This is a genomic window from Capnocytophaga stomatis, from assembly GCF_002302635.1.
Classification (GTDB): Bacteria; Bacteroidota; Bacteroidia; order Flavobacteriales; family Flavobacteriaceae; genus Capnocytophaga; species Capnocytophaga stomatis.
In genome coordinates this window covers 579,769-602,016 of sequence record NZ_CP022387.1, presented here as the reverse complement: position 1 = coordinate 602,016, position 22,248 = coordinate 579,769, and the positions used below count along the sequence as shown (strand labels likewise).

The following is a 22,248-nucleotide window of genomic DNA, read 5'->3' as shown; positions in this document are numbered from 1 at the left end:
CATTTTATATCATATAGTCAAATTTAAGATCATACAAAAACTAATAAGAATATAATGTTTAAATTTTTTAAAAGATATTATAGATTTTTACATAGGTTTCTTGTAAAAAAGAAAGCTGATCGAACAAATCAGCTTCCTTTTTATTTTAATATATGAAAATTACTTTTGACCTATTCTTCATAAAGGTCAATCTCTGAAAGTTCAATCCAATTACCTCCACTTTTTTGAATATTTTTTATCAACAGTTTTTGAGTGTGGACAGGTACTTTTAAAAGTGCTATCAGAGAATTTCCTTCTTCTTTGGAAAAATCAACCGAACCTAACATAACCTCTTCGCCCTGATTATCAACAGCATAAACATCTCCACCTTGAAAACGGGCTGCATACAGTGGAGTAGGAATTGTAAATTTCAACGAACCAATTGTTTTAGCCGATGGCAATGTTATTTCCATAGTTGCATCTCCTGATATGGGAACTCCGAATTTGTATTGCCCGTCAAAAATATTTTCATCATAGAATTCCGGAAAAAGTGTTCCTGTAAACACAAGACCTTCTTTATCTATGGCTTTTCCTTTTTCTTTTTTGCCCGCAACAACATTTTCATCTGCTGGAACGGACGTATCTATTACAAGGGTAATGGTATTAGGCAGTACATACCTTTGCCCGTTCATTGTAGCGACAATTTGAAGCGGAAGCTGTGAAACACTTCCCTCCTCAATGGAGTTTACATCAAGGGTCAACCCGAACACCCCTGCTTGCTCCCCTTCCATATTGATAGGTGCGGGAAGCTGTCCTTCAACACCCTCTGGTGCTAGGTTGGGAAGCCCCTTGCCATCTGCTCTTTCTACTGAGAACTCAATTGGTTGTGAAACAACATCCGAAGCCTCAATGTTCAATGAAGCACGAGGAGGAAATAAACTTTGATTGCTTAAAATTAAGAACTTGTTAATTCGGTTTGGATAGTTGTACGTAATTTCTTTTTTGAAAACCTTGGCAAGGAAATGTGTTCTCCCTTCCAATAATTTGATACTATCATCATTTGTGGTAAAAGAAAAAGGAACAACAACACTTTTGCCGAAACGAGAATCGTTATCAACTGCCAACCGAAATTTCACAGAAGTTTCTCCTCTGGGGATTACTTTTTGTTTTTCAGCAATTTTAACTACATTTTCTGCACCTAATTCGTAATCACTGTACTTTTCTTTTACCTTTTCGAACATTGCCGCATCGTAGTTAAGCGTTACGGTCAGGTCTTTATCCAAGGGATTTAGAATTTTAACTTCAAACTCATTGGTTCTTTCTCCTGTAATTTGAAAATCACCTAAATGGAGCATTGAGAAATCAAATTCATTAACCTCTGACAAAGCGTAATTGTAACGAGGGTCAAGCCCAAAACGGTTACGCAAATCCTTGTCTCTTATACTTTTATCAACCTCCCACGAAGTATCAAGATTTTTAAGCACTTCTATCTCGTCTTTCGCACAAGAAAATAAACTTCCTGCAAGAGCAAAGCCGATTACTGTTTTAATTATATTTTTCATCTGTAAGTTAATATTAAGGTTCAACTTGTTGTAATGTTTGTGACGGGAATATCACATTATCATACCACTTATCAATACCGTACTGTTCATAAGGCACCACCTTGTGGTATTTGTTTCCGTCTTGAATACCAAATTTACTTCTTGAAGTAGCTTCGTGAAACTCCACAACGTTTTCATATTTGGTGATGTCTTTGTATCCGTTTTCTTTACTATCAATCGGGATATAGGCAATCAATCCTTCGGTATTGGCATCTATCGGGCTATACAAATCGGCATTAATTTGAGCCTCAGTTAAAGCCCTGTTCCAAAAGCGTACTTCCCGCAGGATATGTGGCACGGAATATGATTTTTGAGGGTTGAAAATGCTTACCGTAGCCCCTCCTTTCAGCACCACATTAGGCATTATAAACGTGCGGATATGTTTGCCATCAAGATATATTTTAGTTCGGTGATCTTTTGTTCGCACGTAAGTTACCTGATACCAAGTACCTGTCTTTAATTGCACTCCATCAACGGAAAGCTCTCGCTGTTTGTCCGCTAAATTGATATCCGTTTGATTAATACGGCTGTACCAACCGTAGTTCACCAATGACATATTGTAGTTTCTACCCGAATAGGCTCTAAATTCATCAAACATAAAAAACACTTGGAAACTGAACTCTTCCATTTCAGGCAAACTCTTATCCAGTATTATCTTTGGAGCATACCCGTCCTTTACGTGAGCCACCGAAACGATTACCGGACGTTGAAGCGTCAGTACCGTTTCCTTATTAGAAAGCACCTTAACCGATGAAGAGGAGATTGTCAGCGGAACGGCATACTTGTTCCCCAACGGAAACGCTCTTGAACCCAATGTATCTATTTTTACACGTATTTTTGAGGAAACCTTCCCTTCTTTTACTTTTACCGTAAGCGTTCCGTTAGTTGACGAATTGGAAGGATTTTCCAACTCGTAAAGTCGTACCTTCTCCACGGGCAATGCACGATAGCCTGTGGCATTTTTTTCGTTGTACTTTTTGAGAAAATCACTCACCGAAACCGTTATGGTTTCGTCTTTGGTTGCTACCGAAGCAAGACGAGGCTCTATTTCTGCCTCTCCGCCCGTTTTACGGTCAATATCAACAACAGACGACCCCGTTGACATATAGGCTGAATTGCTAAACCCACGTGCATTTTCATCCAGCTTTTCCTGACACCCCACACCTGCCAAAAGCAGTAATGCAAGTGCTATATTGCTAATTATTTTTTTCATTGTTTAAAAGTTTAAGGTATTACAATTAATGGTTCAGACTCCACATAGTTTGCGTATGACTCGCGAGGATCAGCAATTCGGATAATCTCCCGAAGAATTGCGTGATTATGATAATTTCGCGTCCCGCCTATCTGTTGTAAATAATTCTTTATTTCAGAAGTTTTATGTGTGCTATCATAATCCAACTCCCCGTGATAGAAACCAAATCCCCAAATTTCTTTATTGTAGATGGCTCTACCTTTTTCATAAAAATGTTGAAACCCAGGCGTATGTCTTTTAGTTTGAATATCCAAACTTGTTGAATTATAAAATTCTCCTCCTAACTGCTTGATGTGTCCACCCACACCAACTGTTCCGTAATCTTGCATAAAGTGTTTATCAAAATATTTTTTGAACTCTTGGTCAGTGTTAAACACTTCGGGATTCCAACCACAAGGAAGGTCAGCACATAAATAATAACGTTTGGTTAAATAATTTTTGGGCAAGTGCGGTTTAAACTCATCAATAAAAACTCTTTCATTTGGATGAAAGCCCTCTGTGCTTGACTCAAATAAGGCTTTCAGGTTAGCTTCTCTTTCAGCTTGGGTTTTTACATAAAAATTCTCACCGACAGGTCCAAAATATTTTCCTATTTCCTTTACAAAATTGGAAATATTTTCATAGTTATTATCCTTAACATATAAATTATGTCCCTCTTTTTCTACTTTACCGTGATCTCCGCAAGTCAACTCCCAGTCAATGTCATATCCATCAAAATCACAAGCAATGATAAAACGAGCCAGTTCACGGGCATAGATTTGAGACCATCTTTCGTATTCGGTAGCAAAAGGATATTTTTTGCGAAAATCCGTCCATCCTCCTGTGTTTTCAACAGGGTCACCCGGAAGTCCCTGACCTACCGCCCCAGTTTGCCAACACAAAAGCACAGCACTCCCTTTTTTATGAAAAATTTCAAGATCTTTTTTCATATTATCAGGGATTTCTCCGGGTCTTTTTCCGAAGCCTCCCCAAAGCGAAATACACGCCACGGAGTCTGGAATGGCTTGCAACCACGATGAAGCGATGCCAGGCGTAGCCTGCCATCTACCACTGCCGTACCACATATAGAACATTGGTTTTTGCCCTACTTCATCTCCTCCATTAAGCCAAGCACGTCGCTTGTACTCACGAAGTTGTGCCCAATAAGCCTCCATAATTTCTTTTGATTCTGCACTTATTTCGGCTTCTTTCTGCCACTTGGCATTGTCTCGTTTTTCACGCAAATCAGCCAATGCCACTTCTTCAAACTTATCGGCATTCGATTCTGCTTCAGTCCATTTCTCGCAAGCCACTAATGCTAATGACGCTGCAACGATAGTTATGTATCTTTTCATATCTTTAAATTTACTGTTTTGACTTTTTATCCCACCACACATTAGTTGCCGCATTATCAGCTCCTCCTAATAAGGCTCTGGCAGCACTTACGTTGGCATTATTATTTTCAAATTCATTTTGAGGAAAAGGAAAACGACGTACCCCGTAATCTTTTCCGTTATCCGTTACATCTCTTGCTCCTTTGTTGGTTAAATTGAAAGGCACTTTAAACATACGCGGATATCCTGTTCTGCGCCATTCACTCCAAGCTTCAAAACCATTAGGATATATAGCAAGATATTTTTGAGTGATGATACGCTCAAGTTTTTCTTCGTTAGATGCTGCCTCGTCCCATTTTTTGTCAATAGTGCTTACAGGAAAAGCATTATAATTAGCGTCTTTTGGGTCGTTATAAAAAGTTGGTACACCAGATGAAGCGAGGTATTTATCAGCTTCTGATACAGAAAGTCCGTTTTCTTCAAATGATACTTGAACTCCTTTTTTGTAAAAACCTTCGGCACTACCAGAAATATATTCTGCTAAAGCAGCCTCAGCCAAAAGGAAATACACTTCCGAGGCTCTCAACCAATAGGTTGGCGTATCAAGGATTACCGTAGGTTCAGAGTAATTTTGATATTTTCCTGTTCCTGTAGTTGGGTCAATTCCTGAACGAACAGCGTAATAATCGTCTGACAAATCTTCTTCCGAAGTTGATTTTCCTTTGGTGAAATATTTTTCAATACGAGGGTCATCATATCCTTTTAGATAAGAGTAAATAGTAGCACCCATTTTTAACTCTCCGTATCCTTTCATTGTAACTAATGAGTTGTTCAGGATATATTTACCATTGGAAGCAAGTTTCGCTGATTCATCAACAAGCTGTATAAGCCCGCCAGAGTGACTGGTTGCTTTTGTGATGTAAGTTTTAGCTAAAGCTTCATCAGCATAACGAACACGCATTGCCAAACGGAGCATTAATGAATTTCCAAGTTTTACCCATTTAGCAACACTTCCTTGATAAACAGGATCATACTCTTCCAATATTTTATTATTAACCCCGTATGAAGTAAGTTGAGATACGGCAGCGTCCAATTCTGCTAAGAAAGTGCGATAAACAGTTTCTTGCGAATCGTATTTAGCTTGTTGTTTACCCGGCTCCATATCCGTGTATGGGATAGGTCCGAAAAGGTCTGTAGCTCTGTGTATTCCCATTATTTTGGTAATCTGAGCAACTGCATATGCTGTTTTTGAAAGCTCATCTTTTTCTTTGAAAATGAGTTTTCCGTCCACAACCTCTACTGTATGCAAAGCCGTTTTTATTCGGAAAAACTGGTTCATTAAAGTACCTATCAAGGTGTTAAATGTTCCATTAGCTCTACCATCACTAACATAATAGCTTGTTTGGTTTCTTCCGCTATCCCAGTGATTACGTCCGGGCGAAAAATACCCAACCCAGTTATCGGTTGACATATTTTGAACCACTTGGTAATCATTTGCAGGATTTACCCCTGTTCCCGTAGGAATAGGTCTTTGCATAAGGTTAGGGAATAAACCTCCTGATGATAAACCATCTTTTTCAGCTTGTTCGTCAGTAGGGTACAGCTGATTTGTATTGACATCTTCAAAGTCCTTGATACACGATGTGGACATCACGATAGCCAATCCAGCCAAGAAAATATTTTTATGTACTATCTTCATTTTTGTATCGTTTTAAAATTAGAATTGAATTTTTAGACTTGCTCCGTAGGTTTTCATCGCAGGTGTCATAAATAACTCTGTTGAAGCATAAGTTCCTACACCAAAAGTAAGTTGTGGGTCAAACGGAGCTTTGTTGTAAATCATCCAAAGATTCGTACCGATTATACCAAAAGTTATGCGTTTTATTTTGTCAGAGATTACTTTTCCGTCTAAAGTATAGTTAAGAGAAGCCTCTTGCAAACGAACGCTGGTTGCATCGTATGAGTAGTAGCCAGGTAAGTTTTGTATGGTATTGTAGTATTTTTCTGTATCATACTGCTTGCCATTTACCCAAACTCCACCTGCATCACGAGCATCAGCAGATATTTTGGAAACTCCGTAAGCATCTAAATATGGTTGTGTTCCTGATAAAACAACACCACCGAAGCTACCGTTAAACAGTACGTTAAGGTCAAAACCTTTGTATGCAAACGAATGTTTCCATCCTAATTGGAAATCAGGTGTTGAGCGTCCTAATCTGATTTCTTGCGTGGTATCAAATTTGAATTGAGCAGCTTCTTCTATCAAATCACCATTTACATCACGAAGTAAAACTCCTTTTACTACGATATCTGCCATACTGCCACCTTCTCTTAAGATGGAACCGCCTTTTCTAACCTCTTTGATGTCGAAAATTTCTCCTGTAAAAGGATTTTTATATCCACGAACTAACTCTTTAATTTCGTTAACGTTACGAGAGTATGTTAAAGAAGTACTCCAGTTAAAGTCTTTCGCTAATTCTTTATTGAATCCTAAAGCCAACTCAACTCCTCTGTTTTCAACATTTCCTGCTTGTAAATAGAATTTTGAATAAGCAGACGAAGCTGATAATTCTTGTTCAAAGAATTGGTTAAATGTATTTGATTTATAAAGTGTTAAATCAAGAGAAAGTGAATTGTTGAAAAATTTACCATTCAAACCAAATTCCAAAGAGCGAGTTCTTTCAGCTTTAAATTCCGGATAAGGATAAACTCTGTTAGCAATTAAACCACTTGAATTCAAGCTATGTGTGATGGTTCCGGGAGTAAGACCGGTTTTGCTGATAGGTGACCCTACTTCGGTGTAAGAACCTCTGACTTTAAGGTAATCCACAAAATCAGGAAGTTTTGTCATTTCTGTAATCACACCTGAAAGCCCCACTGATGGATAGAAGAAAGAAGGCTCTTTTGAATTGACTAACTGTGAAGACCAGTCGTTACGTCCTGTTAATGAAAGGTAAAGCATACCTTTATATCCTAACTCCGCACTGGCAAAAATAGCTACGTTTTTATTACGCCCGTATGATTGTCCCACGCCGGAATGTTGTGATGCAAAATTCGCTGCTGAGAAAAGGTTCGGAACGTTTATAAGAATTCCACTACCTCCAACGCTGGTGCTATAACGGTCATTGTAACTTGCTCCTAAGTTGGCAGTTAGGCTGAAATCCTCACCAAAGCTCTTATTCGCATTTAACATAATATCCGCATAGGTTTGCTCATCTTTTGAGTTGTTGATTGAGTATCTACCTTTGTTGTGCGGACCTAATTCAGTAGCCCAACCCACCAAGAAGTTAGTTGTACTTGCATAGAATTTCTCTTCGTTAACGCCATAGTCATTGTCCAAACGAACACGTCCTGTGATGTTCAACCAGTCCAAAATATCATATTTTAATGATGCAGACATCATATAACGTTTTTTGTTAAACAAGAATAGCTCTCGGTTAACTACCCAATAAGGGTTTTCAGAAAAGTAGCTTCCTACTTGTTCAGGATATGGCTGATATTTTTCATAAATACCACGCTCAGCATTGTAACGTTCGTAAATTTCTACATCACGATAGTCAACACTTCTTGGCATAAGATAAAGAGCCACAAGAGGGTTGAAATATCCACCTCCTGAAATCATATTACGATTTCCTTGACGTATGAAACTTCCGCTAACGTCCAAATGTAATTTGTCATTTAAGAAAGAAGATGTATTTCTTACATTCACATTGTAACGATAGTAATCATTATTTGGGATAACTCCACCGCTATTGGTTTGTGCCATCGAAACAAATGTTTGATTTTGTTTTGTACCTGTAGAAAGTGTTACTGCATTGGTTATATTTGTTCCCGTATTGAAGAATTTCGCAGGATTGTAACCCGATGGGGCATCAAGCTTAGCACCCCAGCTTTTTTGTCCAACACTGCCGTAAGTGTCTTGTAAATCAGGCAGAAGAGTTGGAGTTACAAGTTCAACACTGCTTGAAAGATTTACTTCCATCTTACCTTCTTTACCTTTTTTGGTGTTGATTAGGATAACTCCGTTTGCCGCTTCACTACCGTACAAGGCAGCCGCTGAAGGACCTGTAAGAACGTTGATACTTTCAACATCTTCCGGATTCAGGTCGGCAATACTTTCACCTCCGGCAGGACGACCGAATGCACCAGCTCCGTCTTTTTGTCTGTTAAACATAGGCACCCCATCAATCACGTAAAGCACCCCATTGTTTCCGTCCAATGATTTCAAACCACGCATTACTACTTTGGTTGCACCTCCAACTCCTGAAGAGCTTCGTTGGATGTTTACCCCGGCAACCTTACCGTTAAGGCTATTTACGATGTTGGTTTCTTTTACCTTAGTAAGGTCATCTGATTTTACTTGTTGTACGTTGTAGCTCAGGGCTTTTTCTTGTCGTTTGATACCCAAGGCTGTAACCACAGTACCTTCAAGTTCCATAACTTCCTCTTGCAAAACAATTTTCAAACCTGATTGTGATTTGCTAACTTTGATAGTTTGCTCTTTGAACCCGATGTATGAGAACACCAAGTCGGTTTTGTCCTCAGGAACATTGATTTCAAAGTTACCATCGAAGTCGGTAGCTACTCCAACGCTTGTACCTTTTACCAAAACACTAACTCCCGGTAGAGGAACACCAGAAGCATCAGTTACGGTACCGCTGACTTTTTTTGTTTGCTGTTGAACAAGAATGTCTGTGGATGTAGCCTCAATTTTTTCAGAGGCAGAGACTGTCCAAAAACCTTGTGTAAGCAACGCAAGCAAAATCCATCTCGTACCTGCACGTCCAGATTTTCTTAATAAGTTTATCATATCTACGTCTTTAAATTAATAATTTTATTGTTAAAGTTTTGAATTATTGTTAGTTTTGTTTGGTTTTTAGATTTGTGTTTTTAACTCCAAGGCGATTTTCTTTGTTTTTTTTGTGAAACCCTTAAAAAAAATATGATAACAAATGTACGGCATCTAAAAATAAAAAACAATCTTTTATATATATTTTTTTAAATTTTTATGAGAAAATTTTATTATTACTAATTTCAAAAGATATTATTAACAATCAAAATATTCTATATTTTTCTTGTATATCAGTTTTAATTATTTGAATTATAATTTGTTAAATAAATGGTTAAAGATGTCTTAATGATTTTTGTCAAACATAAATACATATAAATATTTTTTAACCTTTTTAGGTTTTCTGCCAATTTGAAAAAATCTTCAAAAAACAAACTTATTGATTTGTAGAAAAATATAAATCTTTCAATTGTATTTTGGTGAAATAAAATATCTAAAGAGATAAAAAAGAAAAAGCTACTACAAACCAAATCAAGTTTGCAGTAGCTTTAAACTCTTGACAAAAAGTTAATTATTTTTTAGGAGGATAGAAAATATAGTTTTGCCCCCCATTATCATCAAATCTTGAGCTCTGAGGTCTATTCATATGAGCTTTTGTAGGTGACCAATCCCATATTTTGCTTTCATCTTCGGTAATTTCGCCCGTATCGTGGTCGTATTTTTTACCATTTAGCGGATAGTAGAACAACAATCCTTCTGCTTTTTTGGGGTCAAGCACTTTCCAATAATTTTCCTTCAATTCTTTGGCTGGAACGGCTCTTTTCCAGAAGCGTACCTCTCTTATCAGTTCATTTGCTCCACCTATCCAAAGTCCGTTGAGGGTGTATGCTCCGTCACGGATTTCCCTTGCGGCAACCTCTTCTCCATTTACGAAAACTCGTGTTGTTTTTCCGTCGTAGGTAAACGCCAAAGAGTACCATTCATCAGGTTTTGCGGCAAACTTATCTTTGGGTATGTCTATCTGCGAAGCTCCCGTTTTTATCTGCAATTGATTAGGATCAATGGTTACGTCCCCAAATCGGGTAAATATCTCATTTTTAGGATTACCGTCAGCACTCTTGGTTCCGCCTATTGAGCGATTGGCAGCGTTGTATCTCGAACGATTAACCATTGCTTCCAAAGTCCATTGCTCTACTGAAATGTCTGAACCTCCAAAAGCATTGGAAACGCTCGCTTCATATCCGCCCATACGGTACACTTTGGTTACAATCGGCTCCAATTCCTTTTCTATAATCAATATAGCATTATCACGCCCTTGAACCGAAGCAGGATTCCCTGATGTGATTTTCACAGGAAGAGCATAAGCTTCTTTATCTCCAAAATTAACCTGATTAATTTTGAGAATGATTTTTCCTACAAGCTCTCCTTTTTTCATTGTAACCTGATTTGAAACAGAATACATAGAAGTTGGGAGAAGCGTATACTCCGTATTGTTTTTACTGTTATACTTGTCTAACTGAGCCTTATCGGCAGCCATTACGGAAATGCTTGTCTCTCTATCCAAAGGCGTTACAGCACGAACCGATATAGCAACCTCCTCAGAATGAGCCTCTTTTAACGAATATTTAAGCACAGGGTCATTGGTTTCCAAATAAACAGCCTGAGCGGTCAAGAATTTTTTTGTTTCGTCCTCGTATAATTCTTCTTGGCACGATGAAATCATCAGTAGCCCGAGGCACCATATTATTTTTTTCATACGTAAATTCATTTTTAAATATTATTGAAAATTACCTGGATATTTTTGATTCCCGTAATACAAAGCCTTGCGTAACCATTTGTACTCTGGTTTGTTAGCATAATCGTACTCCATATGGTACGTTCCGATACCGCCTATACGTTTTCCGCTTGGCAAGTCCATTACGGAATAGTCCAAAATTTGTTTCCCTTCCCTAATTTTTTGGATTTCAGGATGGGTACTGTAATAATACCTGATGCCTCCCGTTCTCCAACCCTGCTCAAACTCAACAGTAATGATGGTTTTCCTTTCCCAGTCAACCAAATGAGGCATTGTAATTTTTCTTATTACGGAATTTGTTCCTGACTCCCAATATGCCTGATAGATGTAATGGTCAATTAGTTTGGAAGTCTCTGTTGAAAGAAGATAAGGCTCTCCATCCATTACAAGCATTCTTCCTTTCGGACGAAGCCTGCCACTAAGTGTCTCAATAAATATCTGCATTGGGTGATCTCCTTCAATGGTGTCATCATTTGCTAAATCTCCATAGTGCCCATATCCTGGCTCATAGTCAATATCAAATCCATCAAGATTGTATTTTTCAATAGTGTCAGCAATCGCATTTGCATAGGCTCTTACTCCTTCATTGAAATTTCCTCCACCTTTTTCATTTACCCAATATTGCATTCTTTCTTTACCAACGGGAGTTAATGGACCACCAAGGTCTTCTACAATCCAACACAAAAGGGCTTTTCCTCCTTTTACGTCTTGGAAGAATTTGAGGTCTTTTTTCTGTTCACTGGAAAGAGCCCCTCGTGTTCCCCAAAGAGACACGAAATCAACACTATCAGGCAATGCTCGTAGGTAATTCTGAGGATTATCTCCCTTACCTGACCAATTCCCGAACCAACCAAATCCCTTCACGCGGGGTTTGTTTCGGTATTCCTCACGGATTTTTTTGTAATATTCTCTTACGTGAGGATTTAAGTCCTCCTCTGTTTCGGCTTCCATCAGGTGTACTACCTTATCCACGTTTTGATTGTCAAAGGTAATACGCTCGGTTTCTGTCCATTTCTGGCAACCTACCGCAGAAACCGCCGTAACAAGTGTTCCTAAAATTATTTTATGTAGTTTCATCATTACTTTTTTTTTATTAAACTTTTATCGTTGTTGTGGTCTGTTAGGACGTACCCACCATAGTTTTGTTCCTCCTTGGTCTTCTCCTCCCAAAAGCGACGGCAATTCCGCTAAATTCGGGTTTTTCAGGTATTCATCTTCTGAATATTTGAAACGCTCAGGGGTAAAGCAATCAGGGCAGTTAATTCTGGCAGGAGCGTCTGTGTCTTTGTATTTTAATATAAGCGGATAACCTGTTCTTCGGTACTCTGTCCAAGCCTCCACAGCGTTAGGATACATAGCCAAATACTTCTGAGTGATGATTTTTTGAAGCTGTTGTTCCTGTAATGTACGACTTCCTGAACGGTGTTCCCAGTTAGGAGAAACGTTGTTTTCAGAAATATCTGCTGTATAGCTAACATACCAATTTCCAGGAATGGCTTGATGTTTAGCTTCTTTCTGCAAGTACGCTTCTGCATCAGCAAGAGGAAGCCCGTTTTCTGCAAACGACATTTTCACTCCCTCTTCGTAAAAATCTTTAGCTTGTGTCGGAGTTAATCCTCCTAAGCTATATAAAGCTGCTTCTGCTTTTAAGAATAGGATTTCGGAAGCACGCATCCAGTAAACAGGCGTACTTTCGTTAATTTTGGGTTTAGAGGCAAATTCAGCTGTATTTTCTCCTGTTTGTTTAGCTCTGTCTGATGTAGGAACAACGGCGTAGTAACTCTCTCTTCCGTTGTATTCGCCTTTTGTGAAATATTTTTCAATTCGAGGGTCATCATATACAGCTAAGTAGTACCATATGGTGAATCCCATACGAGTTTCAGCATATTCCTCTACCGAAGCCATCATTGGGTTTAATAACTTCATTTTGCTTGTGCTTCCCATTTTTGCCTCATCCGAAACATCTGCCATTACACCTCCTGTAAGTGCTTTTGCCACGTATTCAGAGGCTTTTTGTGGGTCATTAAAATGCATTCTGACAGCGATTCGCAACATCAAAGAATTAGCAAACTTCGCCCATTTTGATAAATCTCCGTTATATACATTGTCATAAGAAGAAAGGATATTTCCGCCTGAGCTAATAACTGCCAATGACTTTTCCAAATCGGAAAGCATTGCATAATAAACCTCTTTTTGGCTGTCTAATTTAGGTTTGATATCGCCGTTTCCTGCCGAAGTGTAAGGTATAGGACCAAAAACGTCAGTAGCTCTAAGCCAAGCAGTTACTTTTAAGATATCTGCTAATGCAACTATCTGTTTATCACGCAAATCCTCCGAATCGCCAAGGGCTTTTTTTACTTCAACCCATTGTTGGAAGAAATTAGAATAAAAATTCTCGTATGCGTAGTTCATCCTGCCTTTTTCAAAGTTCCAAGAAGGTTCTATTCTGAATCCCCAGTTGTTGTTATTTCCGAAATAACCAATGTAGTTTCCTGATGAAATCAAATCGGTATTTTGTAGGGCATTACCCGGTCCGGTGGTTGCCTCAGGAGGTCCTATAGGAATTACCAATTGTTGCATTTTCACAAAAGGAGCTCCGTATGAAATACCGTCTTTTGCCTCATCAGATTTTGTAACTCCATAAACGTTTGTGTTTATTTCCTCAAAATCAGATGTACACCCAACTGCAGCCGAAAGCAGTAAAGATGCGAATATTATTTTTTTCATTTTTCTACTTTTATTAAATTAAAATCCCATTTTTATACTTAATCCGTAGCTTCTTAAACTTGGAAGCATAAAATAATCATATCCTTGACCAAATGTACCTGTAGTTGAAGCCAATTCAGGATCGAAAGGGGCTTTGTTATAAATCATCCATAAGTTATTCCCTATCAATGAGATACTCAAATCAGAGAATGTTTTGCCCAATGCTTGTTTAGGGAAACTGTATGTAAGGCTCACTTCTTGCAGACGAACATTCGTAGCCGAATAAGTATAATAAGCATCTAATGTGTTGATTGCATTGTAGTAAGCTCTTGGATCTACTTTGAAGCTTCCTAATTGAGCATATCCTAAATCACGTGCATCGGCACTTGCTTTTGAAACCCCGTAGTAATCCAAAGCTTGTTGAGTTTTTGATACTACAACTCCGCCTAATCTGGCTTTGAACAAGAAATTTAAAGATAGATTTTTGTATCCTAAGTTTCCTTGCCATCCTAATAACCAATCAGGATTTACAGACCCTAACATATAAGGCTCAGTTGCCTCAGTAGCAATTGTTCCGCTTGAAATATCAACCAATCCGTATTGGTCTCTTTTAATCCAATCGTTTGCATAAATATCTCCTATGCTACCTCCTTCTCTTAAATAGAAATTACCTACGGTCATTTCCGTTATATCAATCGGAGAAGAAGCATCAAACGGGTTAGGAATTCCTGAAGCCAATCGGATAATCTTGTTTTGGTTTGCTGTAGCAGTGACGTTCGTACCAAAGTTGAAATCTGTCACTTCCTGATTGTATCCTAAGGCAATTTCCAAACCTTTGTTTTCCACATTCCCTGCTTGAACATACATTGTTTGATATCCAGAACTTTTTGGTAATCCGGCCAACAACAACTGATTGTAAGTGTTAGATTTGTAGGCTGTTACATCTAAAGAAAGTCTGTTTTTCAACCATTTTGTGCTGATACCTACTTCATAAGAGCGAGTTCTTTCAGCTTTTAAAGGTGCTGTTAATGGATAAAAATCATTTGCCTTTATGCTTCCTCCTTCAATTTTTTTGGTAATTGTTCCCGGAGTAATTCCTGTCACGCTGATAGGAGAACCTACCTCTGTAAATGAAGCTCTTACCTTAGCAAAGCCTAAATATGGGTATAACTTGTTTTTTGTCTCGGGAGATAATAACTCCGTAATAACAGCAGAAACCCCTACTGATGGATAGAATATGCTTTCTTCGTCACTGTTTACCAACTGAGAAGCCCAGTCATTACGCCCTGTAAGAGTTAAGTAAAGAGCTGATTTCCATCCTAATTCTGCAGATGCAAAAACTGCAATATTTCTACGTCTGTCGTTTCCTCCTTCATCAGAAACTACCGCTGTACTTGTATCAGTGTTAGCAATAAAGAACTTGTTGGCAATGTGTTTTATTTCACCTCTGTATGATTTGCCTTTATTGTCATAATCCTCAAATGAAGTACCTGCGTTCACAACCAAGTTGAAATCATCTGCAAAACTTGTGTTATAATTCATAATCAAGTCTGCATATTTTTGCTTGAATGTTCCTTGTGAATATGCGTATCGTCCTTTTTCTTTCGCAAAAGCTCCCAAAGTACCTGCATATCGTTTGTCTTCTGATTTTGAATACGTATTATCCAAACGTACACGCCCGGCTATGTTCAAGTTTTTCAAGATGTTGTACTTCAACTGCCCTGAGAACATATAACGGTCTCTTACTTTTGGACGAATATTTCTGTACATTATCCAATAAGGATTTTGAACGTCTTTTCCTAAATCTCCGGGGATACGATTCTGGATAGCGTTGTACCCTTTTTCTATATCGTACAATTCAAATGATTTCATCCATTCAAAGTTTTCTCCTCTTGGGAATAAATAAACACCTACTATTGGGTTGAAATATTCTCCAAATGAAATCATATTCTTCTCAAATTGACGAACATAGCTTGCCGATACATCCAATTCTAACTTATCATCCAAGAAAGATGACGTGTTACGGATAAGCACATTGTGTCTTCTGTATTGGTTGTTAGAAACGATACCTTCCGAAGTGATGGAAGAAGCAGAAACAAAAGTTTGATTTTGCTTATTTCCTACAGAAAAATTCAATGCATTGTTATAAGTTGTTCCTACATTGAAAAATTTCTTAGGGTCAAGAGAAGAAGGAGTATCTAATTTATTTCCCCAAGAAAAGAATGAATCACTCGTTCCGTACGTATTTTGGAATTCAGGTAAAATAAGTGGGTTTGAAAACTCCACTGAAGAAGAAAGATTTACTTTCATTTTTCCTTCTTTCCCTTTTTTAGTGTTAATCAAGATAACACCATTAGCAGCCGCAGCACCATACAACGCTGCTGCCGAAGGACCTGTAAGCACGGAAATACTTTCGATATCTTCAGAGTTGAAGTCCGCAATTCCTTCTGAAGAAGCAGGCGTTCCAAATCTTTGGTCACCACGCTCTCTGTTAGTGTTTTCTCCCATAGGAACACCATCAATTACGTAAAGAACGTTGTTTCCCCCCAAAATAGATTTTGCTCCTCGCATTACCACTTTAGTTTGTCCTCCAACCCCGGAAGAACTCTTTTGGATATTAACCCCAGCAACTTTACCGTTAAGGCTGTTTACGAAGTTAGCATCTTTTACACGAGTAAGCTCTTCTGATTTTACTTGTTGTACGTTGTAGCTCAGGGCTTTTTCTTGTCGTTTGATACCCAAGGCTGTAACCACGGTACCTTCAAGTTCCATAACTTCTTCTTGCAGAACAATTTTCAAACCTGATTGCGATTTGGTAACTTTAACAGTTTGTTCCTTGAACCCGATGTATGAGAACACCAAATCAGTTTTGTCCTCAGGAACATTAATTTCAAAGTTACCATCGAAGTCAGTAGCCACCCCAACGCTTGTGCCTTTTACCAAAACACTAACTCCTGGTAGAGGAACACCAGAAGCATCGGCTACAGTACCGCTGACTTTTTTTGTTTGCTGTTGAACAAGAATGTTTGTGGATGTAGCCTCAATTTTTTCAGAGGCAGAGACTGTCCAAAAACCTTGTGTAAGCAACGCAAGCAAAATCCATCTCGTACCTGTACGTCCAGATTTTCTTAATAAGTTTATCATATCTACGTCTTTAAATTAATAATTCTTTGTTTTTTTGTGTTTTTGTTTTGCGTATTTCTTTGTTAAATATATTTTTTAGTTGTATTTTTTTGTGATTTTTGAGTTTTTTAGATGTTTTTTTGTTATACCCTTAAAAATTAAGGAGCACAAATGTACGAAATATAAAGTTAAAAACCAATTTTTCGCTTGTATATTTTTGAGTCTTTCTGTTTACTAATAAGCTGGAAAAGGATCAACTTTTATGAAAATGATTTGTTACATTATTTTTTGTTGTTTTTTTATTCATAAAAGTTCTAAATATCTGATTTACAAATTTTAAAATTTATTAAAGAACAAAATCTTGAATTGAAGTGAATTTTTATTATTCTTCCAGAAATGTGTCAATAAAACCAAAGTTCTGTGACTTTTTGACGATAACAACTTAAATGTATTCTACATCTGAGGATTCAAATTTCTTGTAAGGTTTAAAAATTTCAAAACTTAATCAATAGATTTGCAAATACTTAAAAAAAAACTTGTACCTGTTAAAGAATAAATCTAAATTTGCGGTCTCTAACACATAATTGATAAAAGAAATTTTTGATGCTCAGAATCAAAAGATTTGGTAAAATATTATTTCGATTTATATGGATTACTCTCCTAATTTTGGGAGTAATTGCTGTGCTTTTGGCTTTACCTGTAACTCAGACGTTTATAGCTAAAAAGGTAGTAAATTGGCTTAATAAAGACTACGATGTAGATATACAAATAGAAAAAGTACATTTAAAAATTAACGGAAATGTAGCCGTAAAACAATTGCTAATCAACGATTTCAAAAAAGATACTTTAATCGCCGCGAAAGAGTTGCAGACTTCCATTTTGAATTTCAGGCAACTTACAGAAGGGAATTTGTACTTTGGAAAGGTTGAAGCTGATGGATTGATTTTCAATATGAAAACTCATAAGGGAGACACAATTTCCAATTTGGATGTCTTTGTTTCCAAGTTCGATTCGGGTAAGCCAAGCTCTGGGGGCTTTATAATGAAAGCCAAGTCCGTTAATCTGACAAATAGCAATTGTTACATTTCAGACGAAAATAAAGAAGACCCTTCTATTATTAAGGTAGAAAATTTGAATATCAACCTGAAAGATTTTAAAGTTCTTGATTCGGAGGTGTTTTTTGATGTTCAAAAAGCCAATTTTGTGTATGATAAAAATCTGTATGTGAAAAACTTAGAAACAAATTTTGCTTTCACAGATTCACTTATGAGTGTTGATAATTTAGTTTTTGAAACTGATAAATCATCACTCGAAGGATATGTAAAATTGTTTCCTACTGAAGATGGTTTCGATGATTTTGAAAATAGGGTTCTTTTTGATGCCAAGATTTCAAAAGCAAGTTTGGAAACTACGGATTTGAATACTTTTTACAATGCATTTGGAGTGGGTAAAACTCTGAATATTAAAAATTTATCAATTCAAGGGGTTTTGAATGACCTCAAAGTATCTGAAGGCGAAATCGCTTATCAGAATACCATTATCGAAGGTAATTTTAATTTCAAAAATTTGCTTGATGACCAGAAAAAAATTATTGTAAAGGGAAAAGATGTTTATTTGGAGTCCATTTACAATGATTTGGCGACGTTAATGCCTGTGCAATTGGGGCAAAATATCCCATCTGAAGTGCAGCGTCTGGAAATGTTTTCGGTTCACGGTGACCTTTTATACACAACTTCGGCTTTGGAGGCAAATTTGGAATTACGTTCCAACAAAGGAAATGCATCTCTTGACGGAATGCTCGACAATTTGGAAAATATTAACGATATGATATACAAGGGAACGGTAGCAACGCAAGGGCTTGATTTCGGGGCTTTGCTTGCAGACCGTTCTTTTGGTAAATTAACCGCACATATGACTGTAAAAGGAAGCGGATTTGACTTGGCTTCTTTAAAAATGCAAGCATACGGAAAAGCAGAATCATTTCATTACAATGGATATGATTATAAAAATATTTCAGTTGATGGAGAGTTCAAAAACAAGGTTTTTAACGGAAGAATTTCTGCCAATGACATAAATCTGAAGATGAATTTTAGTGGTCTGGCGGACTTTTCAAAGAATAATTCAAAATTTGATTTTCAAGCCAATATTGACGTAGCAGATTTGCACGCTCTCAAGTTTATGGAATCGGATTCAATTTCAAAGCTGAAGGGAAGCATTGTCTTTGATATTCAGGGAAATAATTTGGATGATATTGTTGGTACGATAAGCTTTAAAAATGCACAATATACCAATTCTGCCGATGTATTTTCTTTTGATGATTTTGAGGTAACTTCCACAATTTCAAAGGAAGGAGTAAAGAAAATCACTATCAATTCACCCGATATTATCAGCGGAAAAGTAGAAGGGAAATTCAAAATGGCAGAAGCTAAAAAAATTCTGCAGAATGCCTTTGGAAGTATTTACGCACATTATAAGCCTTATAAAATAACTGAAAATCAGTATATTGATTTTAATTTTAACATATATAACAAGATAATTGAGGTTTTTGTTCCTAAAGTCAAAATCGGTAAAAATACAATATTGAAAGGGAAAATAGTTGCCGATGAAGGAAGTTTTAAAATGCAATTAAAATCTCCTGATATTAATGCATATGATTATCAGATAGATAATGTTGATTTGCGAATTGATAATAAAAATCCGCTTTACAATGCCTTCTTCGAGGTAGAAAAAGTGGATTTGGGAATGTACACCATAAGTGATTTTAACTTAATCAACGCAACAATTAAAGATACGCTTTTCTTCCGAACAGAATTCAAAGGAGGAGACACAGGGAAAGATGTTTACGAATTGAATTTCTATCATACACTTAACGAAAAACAAGAATCCATAATTGGATTGAAGAAATCCTTATTCAATTTCAAAGAAAGTGCTTGGTTTATCAATCGAGATAATTCTGATAAGCAAAACAAAATTATCATCAATCGTACCGCTGACACTATCAAAATTGATAATTTCAGAATGGCTCACCGCAATCAGCATATCAATTTGAGTGGAATAGTAACCAAAAACGATTACAAAAACATTCATATTGTAGCTAATAACGTTTCGCTGGAAAAAATTACGCCCGAAATGAAAGGGTTGGATTTGAGGGGAACGATGCACGGGCATTTGTCTCTGGTTCAGAAAGGTAAGTTATTTTATCCGTCATCTGATTTGTTTATTCGGTATTTTCGTTTGAATGGATACGATTATGGTGATTTGGAAGCGAGCATTTTCGGGAATGATGATTTATCGTCCTTCGATGTTTCCGCTCATTTTGTTAATGGAAAAACGCGAGGTTTCCAAATGGGAGGAAAAATAAATTTGGACGGGAAAGAAGGAACTTTATTGGATTTGAAAGCCAAATTTCACGATTTTAACTTAGCACCTTTTAATCCGTTTGCAGAAGGAATTTTATTCGACTTAAGAGGTTGGCTTTCAGGAGGGATTGATATAAAAGGGAAAATCGAAAATCCGAAAATGGACGGAGAACTTTCAATTCATAAAGGAGGAATGGGAATCACGTATTTGAATTTGAATGCTGATTTTCAGGATAATGCAAAGATAAAAGTCAATAATCAAACTTTTGAGCTTGAAAATTGGACACTTACCGATACAGCTTTCAAAACCCAAGCTTTGTTTGATGGTTCCATACGTCATAATAAATTATCCGATTGGTTTTTTGATTTAACACTGAAATCTCAAGGAAAGCGATTTTTGGTTTTAAATACGAAATACACAGACGATGCACTTTTCTACGGAACAGGATTCATACAAGGAGAAGCTACCGTTAAAGGAGCTATAGATGAGCTTGTTATATCGGTAAATGCTAAAACAGAGGAAGGCACTCAGTTTAAAATTCCGCTTCCTGATTCAGAAGGAGTTGGTGATGATTCATTCATAACTTTTATTGAAAAGGGAAATAAAAACATCAAGGTAGAACGCACTTTGGAATCAGTCAAAGGATTGGAACTCAGGTTCAATATGGATGTGATGCCTAACGCTGAGGTTGAAATCATTATGGATAAGAAAACAGGTAGCAATCTTGTTGGTCGTGGGGAAGGAACGCTTCTTATTGAAATCAATACCAACGGAAAATTTAATATGTGGGGTGACTTTATCACATATTCAGGCTATTACAATTTTAAATTTGAAAATATTATAGATAAAAGGTTTACAGTTCTTCCCGGAGGTTCTATTTCTTGGAGTGGTGACCCTTTGAAGGCAAGTTTGCGTGATTTGAAAGCGGCTTATACTTTGAATGCCAATCCGTCAGTGTTGTTGGAATCATCACAATATAACAGAAAAATTCCTACACAAGTGATTATCAAACTTGAAGGAGAACTAATGCAACCCGAAACGCTATTTGATATCACATTCCCGGATAGTAACCCGAGTTTAGTTTCCGAATTGAATTACAGAATGGCAGATGAAGACCGTAAGCGATTGCAGGCTTTCTCGTTATTGGCTCAAGGTTCGTTTATGAGTGAGCGAAATACGGATAATCGCTTGGTTGCACATAACTTGTTTGAAACAGCTGCGGGGCTTTTCAATCAGCTACTTTCAGATGAAGACAATAAACTAAATTTAGGGGTTTCGTACGAAGCCGGAACGATAGACAGTGCTTCAGAAATAAATAATAGTGACCGTTTGGGCTTCACTTTTTCTACACAGATTACAGAATGGGCTTCGGTAAATGCTAAGGTAGGAATTCCTGTTGGTGGAGTAACTCGAACGGCTGTGGCAGGAAACGCCGAAGTTGTACTTCGTTTGACGGAAACAGGAAACTTAACAGCGAAATTCTTCTTCAGAGAGAACGAATGGCAACAATATTTATTGGACAGAATCGGTTACACGCAAGGGGCGGGTATTACTTATTCGGTTGATTTTAGTACCTTTAAAGAATTGATACACAAAGTTTTTGGAAAAGGAGGTAAAATCATAGAAAAGCCTTAAAAGAAGAAAAAAAAACAGAAAAATAAAAAAGCTCAAAAATCGGTAGATTTTTGAGCTTTTTTGATAATAATTTCTCGAATTATTTGTGTTTAGCGAATAATTCGGCTACTTTTTCCCAATTAATTACATTAAAAAATGCTTGAATGTAATCAGGACGACGATTCTGATAATTCAGATAATAAGCGTGTTCCCAAACGTCCAACCCAAGGATTGGTCTTCCTTCGCATCCTGTATTAGGCATCAAAGGATTGTCTTGGTTTGGAGTAGAGCAAATTTCTAATTTTCCGCCTTTGTGAACACAAAGCCAAGCCCATCCTGAACCAAAACGAGTAGCCGCAGCTTTGGCAAATTCTTCCTTGAAAGCGTCAAAACTTCCGAATTTCTCGTCAATGGCTTTAGCTAAATCCCCAGTAGGTTTTCCGCCTCCGTCCGGAGACATCACTTCCCAAAATAGGTTGTGGTTATAAAAACCGCCTCCGTTATTACGTACCGCACCATTGTTCATATCCAAATTTTCAAGGATTTCTTCAATGGTTTTTTCTTCCAAATTTGTGCCGGAAATAGCTGTGTTTAAGTTAGTTGTGTAAGCGTTATGATGTTTGGTGTGATGGATTTCCATTGTACGAGCATCGATGTGAGGCTCCAAAGCATCATAAGCATACGGTAATTTAGGTAATGTAAATGACATAGTCTTA

Annotated in this window: 11 protein-coding genes; 1 reads left to right on the top strand and 10 read right to left on the bottom strand. The window is 37.2% G+C overall.

Translation table 11 applies throughout. The annotated features are described in order from the left end of the window. Nucleotides 1-170: 170 nt before the first annotated feature. The 9 genes from CGC58_RS02635 to CGC58_RS02595 all read right to left on the bottom strand — a co-directional run bounded on the left by CGC58_RS02635 (nucleotide 171) and on the right by CGC58_RS02595 (nucleotide 16,579). Entirely contained in the window at nucleotides 171-1,541 is a 1,371-nt protein-coding gene (locus CGC58_RS02635) for a DUF1735 domain-containing protein (protein ID WP_095894999.1), read from the bottom strand. 13 nt (nucleotides 1,542-1,554) lie between these two features. Further along, entirely contained in the window at nucleotides 1,555-2,793 is a 1,239-nt protein-coding gene (locus CGC58_RS02630) for a BT_3987 domain-containing protein (protein ID WP_095894998.1), read from the bottom strand. Between the two features lie 11 nt (nucleotides 2,794-2,804). After that, nucleotides 2,805-4,166: a glycoside hydrolase family 18 protein gene (locus CGC58_RS02625; protein WP_095897079.1), complete on the bottom strand. Its 1,362-nt coding sequence runs from the start codon at nucleotides 4,164-4,166 to the stop codon at nucleotides 2,805-2,807. Nucleotides 4,167-4,176: 10 nt separating this feature from the next. Beyond that, nucleotides 4,177-5,844, bottom strand: coding sequence for a SusD/RagB family nutrient-binding outer membrane lipoprotein (locus CGC58_RS02620; protein ID WP_095894997.1), 1,668 nt, complete (start codon nucleotides 5,842-5,844; stop codon nucleotides 4,177-4,179). 18 nt (nucleotides 5,845-5,862) lie between these two features. Next, a complete protein-coding gene (locus CGC58_RS02615) occupies nucleotides 5,863-8,955 on the bottom strand; it encodes a SusC/RagA family TonB-linked outer membrane protein (protein WP_095894996.1) in 3,093 nt (1,030 codons plus the stop codon). Nucleotides 8,956-9,505: 550 nt separating this feature from the next. Then, nucleotides 9,506-10,690 carry a DUF1735 and LamG domain-containing protein gene (locus CGC58_RS02610; RefSeq protein ID WP_095897078.1) on the bottom strand — a complete coding sequence of 395 codons (1,185 nt, stop codon included), beginning with the start codon at nucleotides 10,688-10,690 and terminating at the stop codon, nucleotides 9,506-9,508. Between the two features lie 21 nt (nucleotides 10,691-10,711). Beyond that, on the bottom strand, nucleotides 10,712-11,809 hold the full coding sequence (locus CGC58_RS02605) for an endo-beta-N-acetylglucosaminidase family protein (protein WP_198540743.1): 1,098 nt from the start codon (nucleotides 11,807-11,809) through the stop codon (nucleotides 10,712-10,714). A 21-nt stretch (nucleotides 11,810-11,830) separates the two neighbouring features. Continuing rightward, nucleotides 11,831-13,456 (bottom strand): SusD/RagB family nutrient-binding outer membrane lipoprotein, encoded by a 1,626-nt coding sequence (locus CGC58_RS02600; protein ID WP_095894994.1) that lies wholly within the window; start codon nucleotides 13,454-13,456, stop codon nucleotides 11,831-11,833. An 18-nt stretch (nucleotides 13,457-13,474) separates the two neighbouring features. Next, nucleotides 13,475-16,579, bottom strand: a complete 3,105-nt coding sequence (locus CGC58_RS02595; protein ID WP_095894993.1) for a SusC/RagA family TonB-linked outer membrane protein — start codon at nucleotides 16,577-16,579, stop codon at nucleotides 13,475-13,477. 582 nt (nucleotides 16,580-17,161) lie between these two features. On the opposite strand from CGC58_RS02595, the gene CGC58_RS02590 reads away from it, so the two are divergent. Then, the gene (locus tag CGC58_RS02590; protein ID WP_095894992.1) at nucleotides 17,162-21,553 is read left to right on the top strand and encodes a translocation/assembly module TamB domain-containing protein; all 4,392 of its coding nucleotides are present in this window, start codon (nucleotides 17,162-17,164) and stop codon (nucleotides 21,551-21,553) included. A gap of 79 nt (nucleotides 21,554-21,632) precedes the next feature. On the opposite strand, the gene CGC58_RS02585 is transcribed toward CGC58_RS02590, so the two are convergent. Then, nucleotides 21,633-22,241: a superoxide dismutase gene (locus CGC58_RS02585; RefSeq protein WP_095894991.1), complete on the bottom strand. Its 609-nt coding sequence runs from the start codon at nucleotides 22,239-22,241 to the stop codon at nucleotides 21,633-21,635. Nucleotides 22,242-22,248: the final 7 nt, after the last annotated feature.